Origin of the sequence: Lysobacter sp. 1R34A, assembly GCF_051217035.1 — a bacterium.
Classification (GTDB): domain Bacteria; phylum Pseudomonadota; class Gammaproteobacteria; order Xanthomonadales; family Xanthomonadaceae; genus Lysobacter.
In genome coordinates this window covers 70,024-84,934 of sequence record NZ_JBPKJP010000005.1, presented here as the reverse complement: position 1 = coordinate 84,934, position 14,911 = coordinate 70,024, and the positions used below count along the sequence as shown (strand labels likewise).

At 68.0% G+C, this 14,911-nt stretch carries 17 protein-coding genes and 3 tRNA genes; 8 read left to right on the top strand and 12 right to left on the bottom strand.

The annotated features are described in order from the left end of the window. Window positions 1-99 precede the first annotated feature (99 nt). Window positions 100-186 (top strand) — tRNA-Leu (locus ACSAMQ_RS03435). 78 nt (window positions 187-264) lie between these two features. Here ACSAMQ_RS03435 and ACSAMQ_RS03430 read toward each other — a convergent pair. Continuing rightward, on the bottom strand, window positions 265-441 hold the full coding sequence (locus ACSAMQ_RS03430; RefSeq protein WP_435394292.1) for a hypothetical protein: 177 nt from the start codon (window positions 439-441) through the stop codon (window positions 265-267). Between the two features lie 4 nt (window positions 442-445). Beyond that, complete coding sequence (locus ACSAMQ_RS03425) at window positions 446-913, bottom strand: hypothetical protein (protein WP_435394291.1); 468 nt, start codon at window positions 911-913, stop codon at window positions 446-448. A 51-nt stretch (window positions 914-964) separates the two neighbouring features. Here ACSAMQ_RS03425 and ACSAMQ_RS03420 point away from each other — a divergent pair, with 51 nt between their 5' ends. Further along, complete coding sequence (locus ACSAMQ_RS03420) at window positions 965-1,762, top strand: NRDE family protein (protein WP_435394290.1); 798 nt, start codon at window positions 965-967, stop codon at window positions 1,760-1,762. A 323-nt stretch (window positions 1,763-2,085) separates the two neighbouring features. On the opposite strand, the gene ACSAMQ_RS03415 is transcribed toward ACSAMQ_RS03420, so the two are convergent. The 6 genes from ACSAMQ_RS03415 to phaE all read right to left on the bottom strand — a co-directional run bounded on the left by ACSAMQ_RS03415 (window position 2,086) and on the right by phaE (window position 6,465). Further along, window positions 2,086-2,514 (bottom strand): hypothetical protein, encoded by a 429-nt coding sequence (locus tag ACSAMQ_RS03415; protein ID WP_435394313.1) that lies wholly within the window; start codon window positions 2,512-2,514, stop codon window positions 2,086-2,088. 39 nt (window positions 2,515-2,553) lie between these two features. After that, window positions 2,554-2,757, bottom strand: a complete 204-nt coding sequence (locus ACSAMQ_RS03410; protein WP_435394289.1) for a PspC domain-containing protein — start codon at window positions 2,755-2,757, stop codon at window positions 2,554-2,556. Between the two features lie 47 nt (window positions 2,758-2,804). Continuing rightward, the gene (locus tag ACSAMQ_RS03405; RefSeq protein ID WP_435394288.1) at window positions 2,805-3,263 is read right to left on the bottom strand and encodes a DUF5329 domain-containing protein; all 459 of its coding nucleotides are present in this window, start codon (window positions 3,261-3,263) and stop codon (window positions 2,805-2,807) included. Window positions 3,264-3,271: 8 nt separating this feature from the next. Continuing rightward, window positions 3,272-3,994: an SGNH/GDSL hydrolase family protein gene (locus ACSAMQ_RS03400; protein WP_435394287.1), complete on the bottom strand. Its 723-nt coding sequence runs from the start codon at window positions 3,992-3,994 to the stop codon at window positions 3,272-3,274. 184 nt (window positions 3,995-4,178) lie between these two features. Continuing rightward, a complete protein-coding gene (locus ACSAMQ_RS03395; protein WP_435394286.1) occupies window positions 4,179-5,249 on the bottom strand; it encodes a class III poly(R)-hydroxyalkanoic acid synthase subunit PhaC in 1,071 nt (356 codons plus the stop codon). A gap of 1 nt (window position 5,250) precedes the next feature. After that, complete coding sequence (gene phaE / locus ACSAMQ_RS03390; RefSeq protein ID WP_435394285.1) at window positions 5,251-6,465, bottom strand: class III poly(R)-hydroxyalkanoic acid synthase subunit PhaE; 1,215 nt, start codon at window positions 6,463-6,465, stop codon at window positions 5,251-5,253. 178 nt (window positions 6,466-6,643) lie between these two features. On the opposite strand from phaE, the gene ACSAMQ_RS03385 reads away from it, so the two are divergent. The 6 genes from ACSAMQ_RS03385 to ACSAMQ_RS03360 all read left to right on the top strand — a co-directional run bounded on the left by ACSAMQ_RS03385 (window position 6,644) and on the right by ACSAMQ_RS03360 (window position 12,588). Beyond that, window positions 6,644-7,555, top strand: a complete 912-nt coding sequence (locus ACSAMQ_RS03385; protein WP_435394284.1) for an STM4015 family protein — start codon at window positions 6,644-6,646, stop codon at window positions 7,553-7,555. A gap of 24 nt (window positions 7,556-7,579) precedes the next feature. Beyond that, window positions 7,580-8,701, top strand: coding sequence for an STM4014 family protein (locus tag ACSAMQ_RS03380; RefSeq protein WP_435394312.1), 1,122 nt, complete (start codon window positions 7,580-7,582; stop codon window positions 8,699-8,701). Further along, on the top strand, window positions 8,694-9,512 hold the full coding sequence (locus tag ACSAMQ_RS03375; protein ID WP_435394283.1) for an STM4013/SEN3800 family hydrolase: 819 nt from the start codon (window positions 8,694-8,696) through the stop codon (window positions 9,510-9,512). Before ACSAMQ_RS03380 ends, ACSAMQ_RS03375 begins: the two co-directional genes overlap by 8 nt. Continuing rightward, window positions 9,509-10,882 carry an STM4012 family radical SAM protein gene (locus tag ACSAMQ_RS03370; protein WP_435394282.1) on the top strand — a complete coding sequence of 458 codons (1,374 nt, stop codon included), beginning with the start codon at window positions 9,509-9,511 and terminating at the stop codon, window positions 10,880-10,882. Before ACSAMQ_RS03375 ends, ACSAMQ_RS03370 begins: the two co-directional genes overlap by 4 nt. Before the next feature lie 4 nt (window positions 10,883-10,886). Continuing rightward, window positions 10,887-11,741, top strand: a complete 855-nt coding sequence (locus ACSAMQ_RS03365) for an STM4011 family radical SAM protein (RefSeq protein ID WP_435394281.1) — start codon at window positions 10,887-10,889, stop codon at window positions 11,739-11,741. Between the two features lie 97 nt (window positions 11,742-11,838). Further along, window positions 11,839-12,588 (top strand): hypothetical protein, encoded by a 750-nt coding sequence (locus ACSAMQ_RS03360; RefSeq protein ID WP_435394280.1) that lies wholly within the window; start codon window positions 11,839-11,841, stop codon window positions 12,586-12,588. Between the two features lie 357 nt (window positions 12,589-12,945). On the opposite strand, the gene ACSAMQ_RS03355 is transcribed toward ACSAMQ_RS03360, so the two are convergent. The 4 genes from ACSAMQ_RS03355 to ppsR form a co-directional block, all read right to left on the bottom strand. Next, window positions 12,946-13,021, bottom strand: a tRNA-Glu gene (locus ACSAMQ_RS03355). 55 nt (window positions 13,022-13,076) lie between these two features. Continuing rightward, a tRNA-Ala gene (locus tag ACSAMQ_RS03350) sits at window positions 13,077-13,152 on the bottom strand. Window positions 13,153-13,197: 45 nt separating this feature from the next. Next, window positions 13,198-13,734: a DUF1249 domain-containing protein gene (locus ACSAMQ_RS03345; RefSeq protein ID WP_435394279.1), complete on the bottom strand. Its 537-nt coding sequence runs from the start codon at window positions 13,732-13,734 to the stop codon at window positions 13,198-13,200. A gap of 289 nt (window positions 13,735-14,023) precedes the next feature. After that, window positions 14,024-14,845 carry a posphoenolpyruvate synthetase regulatory kinase/phosphorylase PpsR gene (ppsR, locus tag ACSAMQ_RS03340; RefSeq protein WP_435394278.1) on the bottom strand — a complete coding sequence of 274 codons (822 nt, stop codon included), beginning with the start codon at window positions 14,843-14,845 and terminating at the stop codon, window positions 14,024-14,026. Window positions 14,846-14,911: the final 66 nt, after the last annotated feature.

Here is a 14,911-nt window from a genome sequence, read left to right as displayed (position 1 = left end):
AGGCCGAACGCTTTAACGAACCCCGACACGGCCCGAACGCCGGACCTGCTCGAGACGTGCAGACGCGGAGCGTTCGGCTCGCTATACTGCGCGTCCGCTGCCGGAGTGGCGGAATCGGTAGACGCAGCGGACTCAAAATCCGCCGCCCTTAAAAGCGTGTGGGTTCGAGTCCCACCTCCGGCACCATGAAAAAACAAGGGCTTAGCCGCAAGGCTTGGCCCTTTGTTTTTGCGACGTGCCGAGCCGGCCCGTCAATGCGAGAGCTCAATTCGGCTCGCCGGCCTCGTCGTCGGCCGCCAGCGCCACCGCCATCGAGGCGGTCGCGGCTTCGCTGGTTTCGAGCGGTTCCGCCACCGGCTCAGGGCGTTCCGCCACGCGCATCCGCGCCGCCGCCTGCCAGGCGGTCACGGTGCATCGGATGGCGGCGGCGGTTGCGAGCATGGGATCAGTTTTCTGAATGAGATCGACCACAGCCCAGGCATCGCCGGGTAGGGCCGCGACGGCCGGACGAAGGCCGCGACAGCAGGCCGCCACAAGGACATTGCGGCTCCAGTCCGCGCTCCCAGCGCCACAGACGCCAGAATGAATACATCATCATCGTGAAGCCGGCGCATACGCTGCCGAGCTGCAACGATCGTGCGATCGGCGCGAACGCCGCACCGGCGGGCGTATCGCCTAGTTCCAACAGTACCGTACCGGCCGCGATGCCGCCGGCGGCGATCACCAGCGCCGGCGCGAACAATTGCAGCAACATCCTGGCACCACGATTCATCGAGAGCTCTCCCCTTCTGCGCCCGGTAGCAGAACGTGGAGCGATCTCAGCCGATGAGACGATGGCCAGAATATGGCCAGCTTCGCGGCGACGCCCCTGCCATTCGTCGTGGCGGCGCCGCGACGCTTGGCGCTTGCGCAACGCCGCCGGTCGTGAGCAATCCGGCGCCATGGTCAGGGCTAGAATGGCGCGATGTGCCTGATCGCCCTCGCCTGGCAACACCACCCTCGCTATCGCCTGGCCTTGATCGCCAATCGCGACGAGGCCCATCAGCGCCCGACCGCCCCGGCGGGGCCCGACCCGGACAGCCCCGAGGTTTACGGCGGCCGCGACCTGCTGCAGGGCGGCAGTTGGCTGATGGCGTCGCGCGCCGGCCGTTTCGCCGCAGTCACCAACGTCCGCGCCGGGCTCAATCCCGAGGTCGCGCCGCGCTCGCGCGGCGGCCTGGTGCGCGGGTTCGTGCGCGATCGCATCGGCGCGGCCGACTATCTGGAAACCTTGCGTCCCGATGCGGCCGAGTTCGGCCGGTTCAACCTGTTGCTATGGGACGGCGAGGCCTTGATGTTCGCCAGCAATCATCCGCAGTTCGTCGCCGAACCGGTTGCGCCCGGCGTACATGCGATGTCGAACGGCGCCTTCGACGCGCCGTGGCCGAAGAGCGCCCACGCGACCCGCGCTTTGTCGTCGTGGCTGGATTCGTCGGCGTCGACCGCGCCGCAGTCCGGCACCGATCAACTGGGCATGCTGTTGTCGGCGCTCGCCGACAGCACGCCCGCGCCCGACGCCGCCTTGCCCGATACCGGCGTGGGCCTGGAACTCGAACGCATGCTGTCGCCGCCGTTCGTGCTCGGCGAGCGCTACGGCACGCGTTGCAGTACGGTGGTGTTGATCGATGAAGATTCGATCGCCTTCGTCGAGCGGCGCTTCGGCCCGAACGGCGCGCCCGCCGGCGAATCGGCGACCCTGCTGCCGCTGTCGCGGCACGATTGACCCGCGACCCGATGCGCCGACCAGGCTCGAACGAGCAAGCTGTCAAGCGTGCGCATGAAATAGACATGAGAAGACCCGGGCCTTCGAGATGTTCCTCGGGTGTCCGGGCCTTCCGTATCGGAGCGATTGCATTGGACTTTACGCCCGTTGCTTGTTCTCCGATGGGCGTAGATTAACGCCGCCGGCGTTACCGGCCGGTCAAATTTTCGTAAGCCCGGCCTGGCGTCGCCTGTTCAGGGCGTAGTGCTGCTACTAGGAACTAGAAACTAGAAACTAGGAGCGAGTAGGAACCGGCCTGGAGCTCTACTAGTTACTAGTAGTTACTAGTTCCTCACTACTAGTTCCTCGCTCCTAGCCCAAGGCCACCACCCCCGCCCGGTCTGGGCGTAGCGGTCGGCAGCGCGCTCGAACCGATTGCGCACGCTGACGCCGCCGCACAGCAGGTACAACGGCACGAACAGCGGGCCCAGCACCATGTACTGATAGACGTGGGCGCGCTCGTGATCGGCCAACAGGATCGGCGGTTCGTCGCCGTGGCCGGCGTCGTGGGCGTAGGTGAAGCACGGCGAATCCAGGCTGTCGCCGGTGTGCAGGATGACGTTGCCGAGGGTGATCGCCCCGCCCGGGCCCCACGGCCAGTGCTGGAACACCAGGGCCAGATCGCTGCGGCGCAAGCGCAGGCGCGCGCCGAACGGCATGCCGACGGCCCCGGCGAGCAGGCCCAGGATCGTGACCGGCGAGGTCCAGAGCATGCCGAGCGCGCCGCCGGCGATTCGCACGAAGCCAGCCAGTCAGCAGCCCTCTTCCGACATCAGCAGCCACAGGATCAGATACGCCAGCGCGACCGGCAGCACGAAGGTGGCCAGGGCGAGTACGACGAAAACGCCGCGCACCAGCACAGGATTCCACTGCAACCGCAGGGCGATGCCGCCGCAGACGCCGGCGATCATGCGGTCGTGGCGCGAGCGGCAGAAGGTTCGCGTGGTGCTGCTCATCCGGGCGTACTCCGGGGTTCCTGCGGGCCCGGAATCAGTCTAGCGCGTCAGGGTGATGGCGTCGTCGCCGGCTTGCGCAGCTGAACGAGACGGGCCTTGAGCCAGACGGCCGAGGGCACCGGCTGGGCACCGCCGCAGCGGACCCGGTAGGCCTGGCCGCTGAGGCTGCTTTCGCTGGCCGCGCGCTCGATGAACTGCTCGGCGGTGTCGGCCAGCTCGCGCTTGCGCAGGTAGGCCAGTTTCTTGCGCAGATGCGCCTGGGCGGCCTGGGCGTCGTGCCAGCTGCCGTTGCGCTCGAACTGGCAGGAGGAGCTGCCCAGCGCCTGGATCAGTTGTTCTATCTCGCGCTCGGCCTGGGCCGAGGGCACAGCCTGGGCGTTGCCCATTCCAGCGAACAGGCCGGCGAGCAGGCCGGAAAACAGGACCATCGCGGCCAGCGTCCCCATAAACGGGCTGGCCGGGAGGCTGGCGGAGGTCTGGCGGAAACAGGCGTGGGCGACGCGCATGCGAGGAATTAAAGCTTACCCAGCCAGGCGCCGACCACGTCGGCCCATATTGCGTAGCCGCTGCGGTTCATGTGCAGGGCGTCTTCCAGGAACAGCTCCGGCCGCGGCGCGCCGGAGGCCTGCAGCATCGGCGTGTAGACGTCGAGATAGTCCACGCCCTTCGCTTGCTGTGCGTATGCGCGCACCAGCGCATTCGCCTCGCGCACCTGCGGCAGCAAGGCCGCGCGCGAAGGGCTGGGCTTGATCGAGATGAAACCGATCCGCGCCTGCGGCGCGGCCGCGCGCACGCGCTCGACGAAGGCGACGAAATCGTCGCGCACCTGCGCCGGCGTGCGGCCTTCGTGCAAATCGTTGTCGCCGGCATAGAAGACCACCGCGCGCGGTTGATACGGGGTGACGATGCGATCGGCGTAATGGAGCGAATCGTAGACGCGCGAACCGCCGAAACCGCGATTGATGATGGCCACGCCGGGGAAGTCCGTGTCCAGGCTTCGCCACAGGCGGATCGAGGAACTGCCGACGAAGACGATGCTGCCGGGCCGGCGACGGACCACCGCGTCTTCGCGCTCGAAGGCCTGGATGTCGAGCTCCCAGCGGCTGGAATCGGTGGCGGCGGGAGCGGTTCGTACAGCGACCGGCGCTGCGGCGGCCGTCGCGGCCTCGGGTGCCGGTGCGGTGCTGGCACAGGCGCAAAGCAGGGCCGACAGCAAGGGAAGCAGGATGCGGCGCATGGGCGTTCTCTGACTGACGAGTGGCCGAGACTAAACGTCCCGGCGTTACGATGCATCCGGCAGTGCGGGTGCGTGGTTGCTCTTGCCCTCCCCCGGCCCTCTCCCGCAAGCGGAAGAGGAAGCGGTTCGCGTGCGTGGCGAGGCGCGCTCAGCGGCTGCGGCGCCGCCGTCGTTTTGACCCGCTTCAGCGCGAGCGCTGCGCCAGCCAGTCGTGGATCGCCTGCGGCACTTCGCGCTGGGCGCGGCCGGACACGTAGATGCCGATGTGGCCGCCACGGAACGACAGTTCCGAGTAGTCCTCGGTGCCGACCAGCTTGGCCAGCGCGCGCGACGCGGCCGGTGGCACCAGATGGTCTTGTTCGGCGAAGATGTTCAGCACCGGCATGCCGATGTAAGCCAGGTCGACCGCGCGGCCGCCGATGTCGATGCCGCCGTTGACGAAGCCGTTGCCCTGATAGAACTGCTTGATGAACTGGCGAAAGGCTTCGCCGGCCTGGTCGGGCGAGTCGAAGATCCATTTCTCCATGCGCAGGAAATCCTCGAGCGCGCGCTTGTCGTCGAGGATGTCGATCAGGCCGACGTATTTCTGCACGAACAAGCGCCACGGCTTCAAGGTGAGGTAGCACCAGTTCATCACGTCGGCCGGGACGTTGCCGAGGGTGTCGACGAACTGGTCGATGTCCAGGCCGCGGGTCCAGTTCGACAGCATGTTGTCGTCGGTGTGGAAATCCACCGGCGTCACCATGGTGATCAGGTTGCGGACCTTGTTCGGGTTCAGGGCCGAGTAGCACAGCGAGAACGCGCCGCCCTGGCAGATGCCGAGCAGGTTGATCGCGTCCATGCGGTACTCGCGGCGCAGGTGGTCGACCGCGCCGCCGAGGAAACGCTGGATGTAGTCCTCGAGTTCTAGATAGCGGTCGGAACGGTCCGGATAACCCCAATCGAGGATGTAGACGTCTTCGCCGCGTTCGAGCAAGCCGCGCACGATCGACTTGTCGGCCTGCAGGTCGACCATGTAAGGGCGGTTGACCAGGGCGTAGGCGATCAGCAGCGGCACCTTCGCGGTCGGCGCCTTGTCGCCGCGGAAACGGTACAGCGCCACCTTGCCGTCGCGCCAGACTTCCTCGCGCGCGGTCGCGCCGTAGTCGATGTCGCCGACCTGGTGCAAAGACTCCAGGCCGGCGCGTAATTTGTTCTGCGCCTGCATCGCTTCCTGGGCCAGGGATTCGGCGCTGAAATTGATCGGTGCGGTCATGTCAGCGCGCCTTCTTGTTGGGCTGGGCCGGCTTCACCGCGGCGGAGTCGGGCCGCGCCGGCGGCTGCGGGCGGGCGATTGCTGTCTTCTTCGCCGGATTGGGCTTGCCCGCAGCGACGGCGGCCGACTTGCTGGCGGCGGCCGCGGCGGCCTGGGCCGCGCGCGGCTTGACGATCTTCTTCGGCGCCGGCTTGGCGGATTTTGCCGCAGATTTCTTGGCCGCGGGCTCGGCGGCCGGTTGCGCCTGCGCGCGCGGCGCGTCCGCCGGACGACGCGGCGCCTCGTTCGCGCCCGAGGAGCGCGATTGCTGCACCTCGTCGCGCAGCCTGCGCAGTTCGCGTTCGAGCTGGACGATCTTGCGATGCGCGGCATCGATCTCGGTCCGGGTCGGGATGCCGAACGTGCCGCTGGCCTGCTCGATCTCTTTCTGCACGCCGGCGCGCAGACGCATCTGCGAATTCACCAGCGCCGCATAGGCGTCGCGGAAGCGCGGCGACAAGGCGATCTGCGCATAGGCCTCTTCGGCGGCATCGATCCACAGGTCGAACAAGGCGCGCGCGCTGCTGATCTGGCGGCCCGGCTCGCTGCGTTCGGCCAGCTTGTCCTCGAAGCGCGCGAATGCGTCCTGGCCGGCTTCGGCCATCAGCGCGTTATAGGCCTGACTCTGCTTCTGGTAGTCCATGTGCGCCTGCGCCAGCGCCTGCAGGCGCTCCTGGTGCTCGCGGGCGAAACCGAACGCCGGCAGGCCGAAGATCGATTGGCCCTGGCCCTGCAGGCGCTCCAGGTAAGGCGCGATCTGCTCGACCCAGCGCGACAAGTCCTGCTGGCCCGGGCCGCGCATCGCTCCGAACACGTCGGCGAAAGGGTTGGCGGCATCGCCGCCGAGGGCGCGCTTCCAGGCGCCGGCGATGTCGCCGGCCGAGGCGTCGCTGCCGGCGAACTGCGCCGCCAGTTTCTGGATTTCGCCGAACCAGCCGCGCGCCTGGCTGTTGAAACGGTCCAGGGTTTCGTCGGCCTGCGGGCTCGCGCCCTTGGCCAACTGCGACCACCAGTTCACCGCCTCGTTCCAACCCGGTACCGACGGCTGTGCAGGCTGCGCGCCGGTGCCGCGCATCATCTGCCCCCATGCGCTCCAGTACTGTCGCGCCAACGCATCCAGGTCGGGCCCGGCGCCGAAATCGCCGGGATGAGTCGAGCCGAAACCGAAATTCGCCATCGCCGCCTCCATGATTTGCCCCGATCATAGCAACGGCCTGTTGCCGCGCGCTGCATGTTCGCCGTGTTGACGCGAACGGCTCGACACTTCGATCGGCCGCGATACGCAAACTGCGTGCGGCTACGCGGTCGGCCCGGGCTTGGGTATGCTTGCGGCACATTCAGGCAAGGAGCCACTCGTGGCCATTGGCGAGTATTCGCAGATCTACCGCGGCAAGCGCATCGTGAATTTCAGCATGGGCGACACGCCCGCCGGCGGCGACGTCGTCTACCGCCTCCACCAGGATTACGACAGCGCCGAAAGCCAGGGCGACCTGCTCGGCAGCCTGCTGTCGCAGGTCGATCCGGGCGCGCTCGAAGCCCTGGTCATCGGTCCCTGGAGCGAAGCCCACGACGAAGGCCCGTCGGGCTATCTCGACCTGCTGATCGAACGCCGCGCCGAACTGCCCGCGCTCAAGGGCCTGTTCGTCGGCGACATGACCTACGAAGACTGCGAGATCTCCTGGATCATCCAGACCTCGTACAACGCCCTGCTCGCCGCCTATCCGGCGCTGGAATCGCTGCGCATCCGCGGCTCCAGCGGCCTGGAGCTGCAAGCCTTCGAACACGAGCACCTGCAGGAGCTGGCGATCGAATGCGGCGGCCTGCCCTCGAAGATCGTCGACGCTCTCGCAGGCTCCAGGCTGCCGGCCCTGCGCCACCTCGAACTGTGGCTCGGCGACGACAACTACGGCTACGACGGCGACCTGGCGACCTACCAGCGCCTGTTCACCGCGATCCAGCCCGAGCGCCTGCGTTACCTGGGCCTGCGCAACGCCAGCATCAGCGACGAACTCGCCGTATGGCTGGCCGCGCAACCGTGGCTCGGCGGTCTGCAGACCCTCGACCTGTCGCTGGGCACCATCGGCGACATCGGCGCGCAGGCACTGTTCGAAAGCCCCCATCTCGGCGGCATCGAGCGGATCAACCTGAGCCATCACTACATCTCGCCGGAGTGGCAGGCCAAGCTCGCCAGCCTGTCCTGCGAGGTGGTCCTCGACGAGCACGAAGACGAGGACGACGGCGAACGCTACGTCGCAGTCGCCGAGTAAGCCGTGCCCGCCGCCTCCTGGCTGCTGTTCGGTCCGCGCGCCAGCCGCCGGGTCCAGGGACTGCAGCAGGCCTTGCGAGAGCGCGGCCTGGCCGCGGCCGAGGTGGTCGACTACCAGGCCCTGCTGAGCGAGCCGGAACGCGCCGCCGAGGCGATCGCCGGCCATCGCGGCGCCCTGGTCAAGCTCGAGTCGCCCGGCGAAGCGCCGGCCCTGCACGCCGCCCTGATCGAACGCGGCTGGCAACGGCACGGCGCGACGGGCCCGGCGCCGCACGCGCTCGAGCACGGCGAGCTCGCCCACCAGCACTACTGGTACGCCGGCTTTGCCGATCTGCTGCGCGCGCTGCCGGCCGATGCGGCTTACCTCAACCCGCCCGACGACATCGCCTGCATGAGCGACAAGCTGGTCTGCCAGCAGCGCTGCATCGGCGCCGGGGTCGAGGTGCCGCCGTTGCTCGGCCCGGTCGAAGGCTATGAGCACCTGCGCGAACGCCTGCACGACGCCGGCTGCGACCAGGTCTTCGTCAAGGCGCGCTACGGCTCCTCGGGCGCCGGCGTGCTGGCGTATCGGCGCAACCGCGCCGGCCGCGAGCTCGCCTACGGCTCGGCCGAACTGGCCGACAGCGGCGGACGTGTGCGCATATTCAATTCGTTGCGCCCGCGCCGTTACACCGACGGCCGCGACATCGCCCGGCTCGTCGACCTGCTCGCCCTGCAAGGCGCCTATGCCGAGCGCTGGATCGCCAAGCCGCGCGCACCCGATGCGCACGGCGGCCATTACGATCTGCGCGTGGTCGCGCTCGACGGACAGGCGCGGCAGCGCGTCGCCCGGATCAGCCGCGGGCCGCTGACCAACCTGCACCTGGGCAACCGCCGCGGCGCGACGGAAGCCTGGTTCGACTGCGTCGCGATGCAGGCGCTCGAAGCCGCGACCGCGCGCGCCGCCGGCGCGTTCCCGCGCAGCCGCATGATCGGCTTCGACCTGATCCTGCGCGAGCGCCGCAGTTGGCTGCTCGAAGCCAACGCTTTCGGCGACCTGCTGCCGAACCTGCTGTGGCGAGGCCGCGATACTTACCAGGACCAGGCCGCGCTGGCGCCGTCGCCGCCGGCCCGCAGCGCTCCGGATCGACTGCCCGCCCATGCCTGACGCCCTGCCCGACATGCACGCCATCGTCGGCGATCACGACTTGGTCCTGATCACCCTCGATACCTTGCGCTACGACGCCGCCCAGGCCTGTTTCGCACGCGGCGAATTGCCGGTGCTCGGGCCGCACCTGCCGCCGGGCGGCTGGGAGCGCCGGCACACGCCGGGCAGCTTCACCTATGCCGCGCACGCGGCGTTCTTCGCCGGCTTCCTGCCCACGCCGGCCGCGCCCGGCCCGCATCCGCGCCTGTTCGCGCTCGACTTCGAAGGCAGCGAAACCACCGCGGCGGGCACCTATGTGTTCCGCGACCGCGCCGACATCGTCTCCGGCCTGCACGACGCCGGCTATCGCACCATCTGCATCGGCGGGGTCGGCTTCTTCAACAAGCGCAATCGGCTGGGTTCGCAGTTGCCGGGCCTGTTCGACGAGAGCCATTGGGAACCGGGCTTCGGCGTCGCCGCGATCGACTCCACCGAGCGGCAGGTCGCCCTGGCCTGCGCGCGCCTGCGCAGCGAGGATCTGCGCGATACCCGCTGCTTCGTCTTCATCAACGTCTCCGCCCTGCACCAACCCAATCGCCACTACCTCCCCGGCGCCGAACGCGACGGCTACGACAGCCATTGCGCCGCGCTGCGCTACGTCGATGCCGCGCTGGCCCCGTTGTTCGCTGCCTTGCGCGAACGCGGGCGCGCCTTCGTCATCGCCTGCTCCGACCACGGCACCGCCTACGGCGAGGACGGCTACCACGGCCACCGCCTCGCCCACGAGGTGGTGATGACCGTGCCCTACGCGCATTTCATACTCTCGCCATGACCGCTCCCCTTGCTTCGCCCGGCCTCGCCGACCTGCTCAGCCTGCCGCCGTACCAGGCCTATTCGTATTCCTATCCGCACAAGACCGCCTACCGGCCGATCGAGCCGGCGCGGCCGCTGTCGCGGCTGTGGGCCGGCGAACGTCGCGACGCCCTGTTCCTGTACCTGCACATTCCGTTTTGTTCCTACCGCTGCGGCTTCTGCAATCTGTTCGCGCTGGCGCGGCCCGAGCCGGCCAAGGTCGACGCCTACCTGGCGCAGATGGAGCGGCAGTTGCAGGCCACCGCCGAGGCCCTCGGCGATCATCGCTTCGTGCGCTTCGCCCTCGGCGGCGGCACCCCGACCTACCTCGACGCCGAACAACTGCGCCGGGTATTCGCGATGGTCGAGCGGCATGCCTCGATCGATCTGAAAACCACGCCGGCCGGCATCGAGGTGTCGCCGGAAACCGTCGATGCCGACAAGCTGCGGGTCTGCCGCGAGGCCGGCATCGACCGGGTCAGCATGGGCATCCAGAGCTTCAGCGACGCCGAGGTGCGTTCGCTGGTGCGGCCGCAGCAGCGCGAAGTGGTCGAACGCGCGATCGCGACGATCCGCGGCCGGGCCTTCCCGATCCTCAACCTCGATCTGATCTACGGCATCGCCGGGCAGACGGTGGCGAGTTTCCTCGCCTCGATCGACAGCGCGCTGAGCCACCGGCCCGAAGAAATCTATCTGTATCCGCTGTACGTACGGCCGCTGACCGGCCTGGGCCGGATCGAGGCCAAGGCCGGCGCCAAGCCCGGTTTCGCCCTGCAGCCCGAGCCCGTGGACACGCGCCTGGCGCTGTACGAGGCCGGCCGCGACCATCTGCTCGCCGCCGGCTACCAACAGGTGTCGATGCGCATGTTCCGCGCCCCGCATTCGCCCGACATCGCCGCACCGGTCTATTGCTGCCAGAGCGACGGCATGGTCGGCGTGGGCTGCGGCGCGCGCTCCTATACCGGCCGCCTGCATTACTCCAGCGAGTACGGCGTGGCCCGGCGCAGCGTCGCCGAAATACTCGACCACTACCTGACCCGCGACCCGGCCTCGTTCGCCTATGCCGACTACGGCATCGAGCTCGACGACGACGAGCGCCGGCGCCGCCACGTCATCCAGTCCCTGCTGATCCGTCCGGGCTTGGACCGCGACGACTATCGCCGCCGGTTCGGCGCCGACTGCCTGGACGACCTGCCGCAGTTGCGCGATCTGCTCGATCTCGGCCTCGCCCGCGGCGACGAGGCCATGCTCGCCCTGACCGACGCCGGCCTCGCCCGCGCCGACACCATCGGCCCCTGGCTGACCTCGGCGCGCATCGCCGAGCGCATGCACGACTACCGCCTCGGCTGAGCGCATGCACCTGTCCCTGCTCTATCGCGGCCGGCTCAGCAGTTGCAACTACGAGTGCGCCTATTGCCCGTTCGCGAAGACCTACGACAGCCGCGCCGCCCTGCGCCGCGACGCCGAGGACCTGGCGCGCTTCGTCGACTGGGCGGCCCAGCAGCGCATGGAGTTGTCGATCCTGTTCACGCCCTGGGGCGAGGGCCTGGTGCGCCGCCACTACCGCGAGGCGATGACCCGCCTGAGCCATCTGCCGCACGTGCGCCGGGTCGCGATCCAGACCAACCTGTGCGTCGGCATGCGCTGGCTCGACGAGGTCGACACCCGCAGGCTCGCGCTGTGGTGCACCTACCACCCGACCCAGGTCGCCCGCGCGGCCTTCCTCGCCCGTTGCCGCGAACTCGACCGCCGCGGCGTACGCCACAGCGTCGGCATGGTCGCGCTGCACGAGCACCTGGACGAAATCGACGCGCTGCGCGCGGAACTGCCGGCGCATACGCCGCTGTGGCTCAACGCCTACGACGAGCGTCCGCCGGGTTATTACGACGAGGCGCAGATCGAGCGCCTGCAGCGCATCGACCCGCACTTCCGCTACAACCTCGACCCCGCGCCGAGCCTGGGCGCGCCCTGCCTGACCGGCGAGAGCGTGGTCTCGGTCGACGGCGACGGCAACGTCAAGCGCTGCCACTTCGTCGCCGAACCGCTCGGCAACCTCTACGACGGCAGCTACGCCGCGCAACTGCGCGCCCGCCGTTGCCCCAACGCGCGGTGCGACTGCTACATCGGCTACGCCCACCGCCCCGACCTGCCGTTCCAGCGCGATTACGCAGGCGGCGTACTGGAACGGGTGCCGTCGTTCGTCCTATGACTTCGGCGGGCCCGCATGCCCGCCTCGCCCCCAGCCGGTCGCCGATCCGGTCGCCTTGAACCGGCAGACCACCCTCTTCCCATGCAAAGGAACGCCCATGTCCCGCAACCCGCTCCGTAATGCGCTGTTGGCCGCGCTGTTGATTCCGGCCGTGCTCGCGCCGGCCATCGACCCGGCCTTCGCCGCCAAGCCGTCCAAGGCCGCCAAAGCCAAGACTCGCGCGCCCAAGATCACCATGAAGCCCGAGCAGGTCGCCGAGCTCTACGCGCGCGTCGCGCTGAGGCAGGACCTCGAAGCGGCGAAGCAACTCAACGCCTATTCCAAGCCGCTGTACGCCAACAACGAAAACGCCTTCGATCTCGAGGGCCTGGCCGACACGGCCGGAATGGAGCAGCAGTACGAAGGCTTCGCCGACGGCATCCTGGCGGACATGCCGAAGGTCGACAAAGCCAAGGCCAAGCCCGCCCTCGCCGCGGCGATCAAACGGGTCAATCAGCTCGCGGCCGGCGCGCAATGCCGCGGCCTGTCGAACACCGAACAGGCGAACGAGTACGTCAAGAACGGACGGATCAGCGAGGTCGAGCTCGAATGCACCGTGCCGGCGCTGAGCGCGCGCATGCAGGACGTGCTGGCCAAGAAGGGCAATCCGGCCAAGCTCAAGACCAAGAAATTGCTGGAAGGGCTGGCCGAGTTCGATCGCCTGCTCGATCAAGCCGGCAGCCGGGTGATTCCGGCCACGATGACGTTGTACGCGCCGGGCAAGGGACAGCCGTGGTCCACCGGCAGCTATAACGACATCATCGAGACCGTGCACAACGGCATGTACGCCGAAGTCGCGGCCGATTAAGGCCGGCAAGGCCGGTCGAAACTGTTCGGGCGAGTGCCCGCGGCGGCGCAACGACCGCATCGGCCATGCGCGCGCCGCGGCGCGCGCATCCCTCATATGCATCCGTCGCGCGATCTCGTCGGCGCGCTTGCGACCCTTGCCTTGTCGACGATCGCGGCTCGACGTGCGCGCCGCGCGCACGATACGTCGATACGTCGATACGTCGATGCGCATCGCAGGCCTTACCCATTCGCTTATCGAGCCAGGCAAAGACAGGCCATGAAAGCGCGGCCACGAACGCGTGCATGTCGGCGATTTTTCGTTCTTCGTACGCACGAAAACACAGAAGGCCGCCTTTCGGCGGCCTTCTGTGTTGTTTGGCGTCCCCACGGGGATTCGAACCCCGGTCGCTACCGTGAAAGGGTAATGTCCTAGGCCTCTAGACGATGGGGACAAAACTTGTTGTTCTTGCAGCTAACTCGTCCGGAAACCCTTTCAGTTCCGAAGAGTGGTGGAGCCAGCCGGGATCGAACCGGCGACCTCTACAATGCCATTGTAGCGCTCTCCCAGCTGAGCTATGGCCCCACGTGCTGGAAAGACGAACATCTTAGCGGGCGTTCAGCGATGTCGTCAAGCATTCATCGCTAAATTTTTTCCCGGTCCCGCGTCGCCTGGGCCGATCGGATCGGGCTGCGCGGGGTCGTGTTCGACCGGGCGCAATGTTGCCATGCCATGACCCCGTTCCGCTAGATACTCGAGCCACTTTCCTAAAAAAGTATTCATGCGCATGCGGTGGCCGATCAGCTCCGCCGGCGGCGGGTACATGCCGATGACGTCCTGCCAGCGCCGGCCGACATAGCAATGGGTGGCTTCGACCTGGTGCGCGTCGTGATAAAGCCGCAGGTACGCCGAAGGGTCGGGCTCGCCGGTCAAGGGGTCCTGCAGCGCATACGTCAAGCGCATTTCGGTGGTGTAACGGTGTTGCTCGATCACGTCCAGGCGCAGGTCGAGGCCGTCGCCGACCTCGGACAGGTACACGCCGCGCGCGAGTTCGGCCGGAGAAAACAGGCGCGAGAGGCGGTCGTGGTTCTCCGCATACAAGCCCATCAACCAGCCGAAACGGCTGAGTTTGGGAAGGCGCGCGAAGCGGGAGGCGGCTGTGCTCATGTTCGCGATCCTACACGCCTTGCGCAGCCCGCGGCAGCATTGACGAAATAGCGAAAAAGCCTTAATTTATAGGCTCTTCGCCAAGGCGAACGGGACAGGCGGAACGCTGGGGAGCGGACTGCGCAATTCAAGCCCCGGCCCCGGTCGCGACACACGCTGCTACGCCCCGGTTCATACGCTTATCCGCGAGCCGCCGCTCGCTTTCCTGCTCCGCAACGCATCCAGGGCTTCCCTGCCCGTCCGTGCCCGGGCGCATCCGCTGCCGCTCACGGCGGCGCGGCAGGCCGGTTCAGAACATCTCGCGGTGGATGCCCAGAGTGGTCAGCACCTTGCTCGAGATTTCCTCGATCGAGGTATGGGTGGTGCTCAGGGTCGGAATGCGCTCGGCCCGGAACATCATCTCGGCCGCGGCGACCTCGCGCTTGCAGGTCTCGAATTGGGCGTAACGCGAATTCGGCCGGCGTTCCTGGCGGATCTGCTGCAGCCGGATCGGGTCGATGGTCAGGCCGAACAGCTTGTTGCGGTACGGCCGCAGGCGCGGCGGCAGGCGGTCGTGCTCGAGGTCCTCCTCGGTCAGCGGGTAGTTGGCCGCGCGCACCCCGTAATGCAGCGCCAGATAAACGCAGGTCGGGGTCTTGCCGGCCCGCGACACCGCCACCAGGATCAGGTCGGCCTCGGCGTAGTCGACGCTGGCCCCGTCGTCGTGGGTCAGGGCGAAATTCATCGCATTGATGCGGCGGTGGTAGGTCTCGAAATCGGCGATGCCGTGGGCCTGGCCGATCCGGCGCTGGCGGGTCTCGTGCAGCTCGCGTTCCAGCGGTTCGATGAACGGCGCGAATACGTCCAGCATCAGCGCCCCGCTCTCGGCCAGGGCCGCGCCCACCTCCCCGTCCATGCAGGAATTGATCACCACCGGCCGCACCCCGTGGACCACGGCGGCCTCGCGGATCCGCGCCGCGGCGTCCTGGGCGCGCTCGACGCTGTCCACGAAGGCGATGCGATCGGTGACGAACCGGGTCTCGGTGAACTGGGTCAGCAAACTGTGACCGATGGTCTCGGCGGTGATGCCGGTGCCGTCGGAAACGTAGAAAACCGGTCTTGTGCCTGCCATCGCCCACCCCATCGTTCCGCTGCGCCAATACGAAAAAGCCCGTCGGATCAAGCTTGTATGCACCCG

Excerpts from the sequence above, each read along its gene's own strand:
- ACSAMQ_RS03430 (WP_435394292.1), bottom strand. The coding sequence starts at position 441 with ATGCTCGCAACCGCCGCCGCCATCCGATGCACCGTGACCGCCTGGCAG.
- ACSAMQ_RS03420 (WP_435394290.1), top strand. The coding sequence starts at position 965 with ATGTGCCTGATCGCCCTCGCCTGGCAACACCACCCTCGCTATCGCCTG.
- ACSAMQ_RS03415 (WP_435394313.1), bottom strand. The coding sequence starts at position 2,514 with ATGCTCTGGACCTCGCCGGTCACGATCCTGGGCCTGCTCGCCGGGGCC.
- ACSAMQ_RS03410 (WP_435394289.1), bottom strand. The coding sequence starts at position 2,757 with ATGAGCAGCACCACGCGAACCTTCTGCCGCTCGCGCCACGACCGCATG.
- ACSAMQ_RS03405 (WP_435394288.1), bottom strand. The coding sequence starts at position 3,263 with ATGCGCGTCGCCCACGCCTGTTTCCGCCAGACCTCCGCCAGCCTCCCG.
- ACSAMQ_RS03400 (WP_435394287.1), bottom strand. The coding sequence starts at position 3,994 with ATGCGCCGCATCCTGCTTCCCTTGCTGTCGGCCCTGCTTTGCGCCTGT.
- ACSAMQ_RS03395 (WP_435394286.1), bottom strand. The coding sequence starts at position 5,249 with ATGACCGCACCGATCAATTTCAGCGCCGAATCCCTGGCCCAGGAAGCG.
- phaE (WP_435394285.1), bottom strand. The coding sequence starts at position 6,465 with ATGGCGAATTTCGGTTTCGGCTCGACTCATCCCGGCGATTTCGGCGCC.
- ACSAMQ_RS03375 (WP_435394283.1), top strand. The coding sequence starts at position 8,694 with ATGCCTGACGCCCTGCCCGACATGCACGCCATCGTCGGCGATCACGAC.
- ACSAMQ_RS03370 (WP_435394282.1), top strand. The coding sequence starts at position 9,509 with ATGACCGCTCCCCTTGCTTCGCCCGGCCTCGCCGACCTGCTCAGCCTG.
- ACSAMQ_RS03365 (WP_435394281.1), top strand. The coding sequence starts at position 10,887 with ATGCACCTGTCCCTGCTCTATCGCGGCCGGCTCAGCAGTTGCAACTAC.
- ACSAMQ_RS03360 (WP_435394280.1), top strand. The coding sequence starts at position 11,839 with ATGTCCCGCAACCCGCTCCGTAATGCGCTGTTGGCCGCGCTGTTGATT.
- ACSAMQ_RS03345 (WP_435394279.1), bottom strand. The coding sequence starts at position 13,734 with ATGAGCACAGCCGCCTCCCGCTTCGCGCGCCTTCCCAAACTCAGCCGT.
- ppsR (WP_435394278.1), bottom strand. The coding sequence starts at position 14,845 with ATGGCAGGCACAAGACCGGTTTTCTACGTTTCCGACGGCACCGGCATC.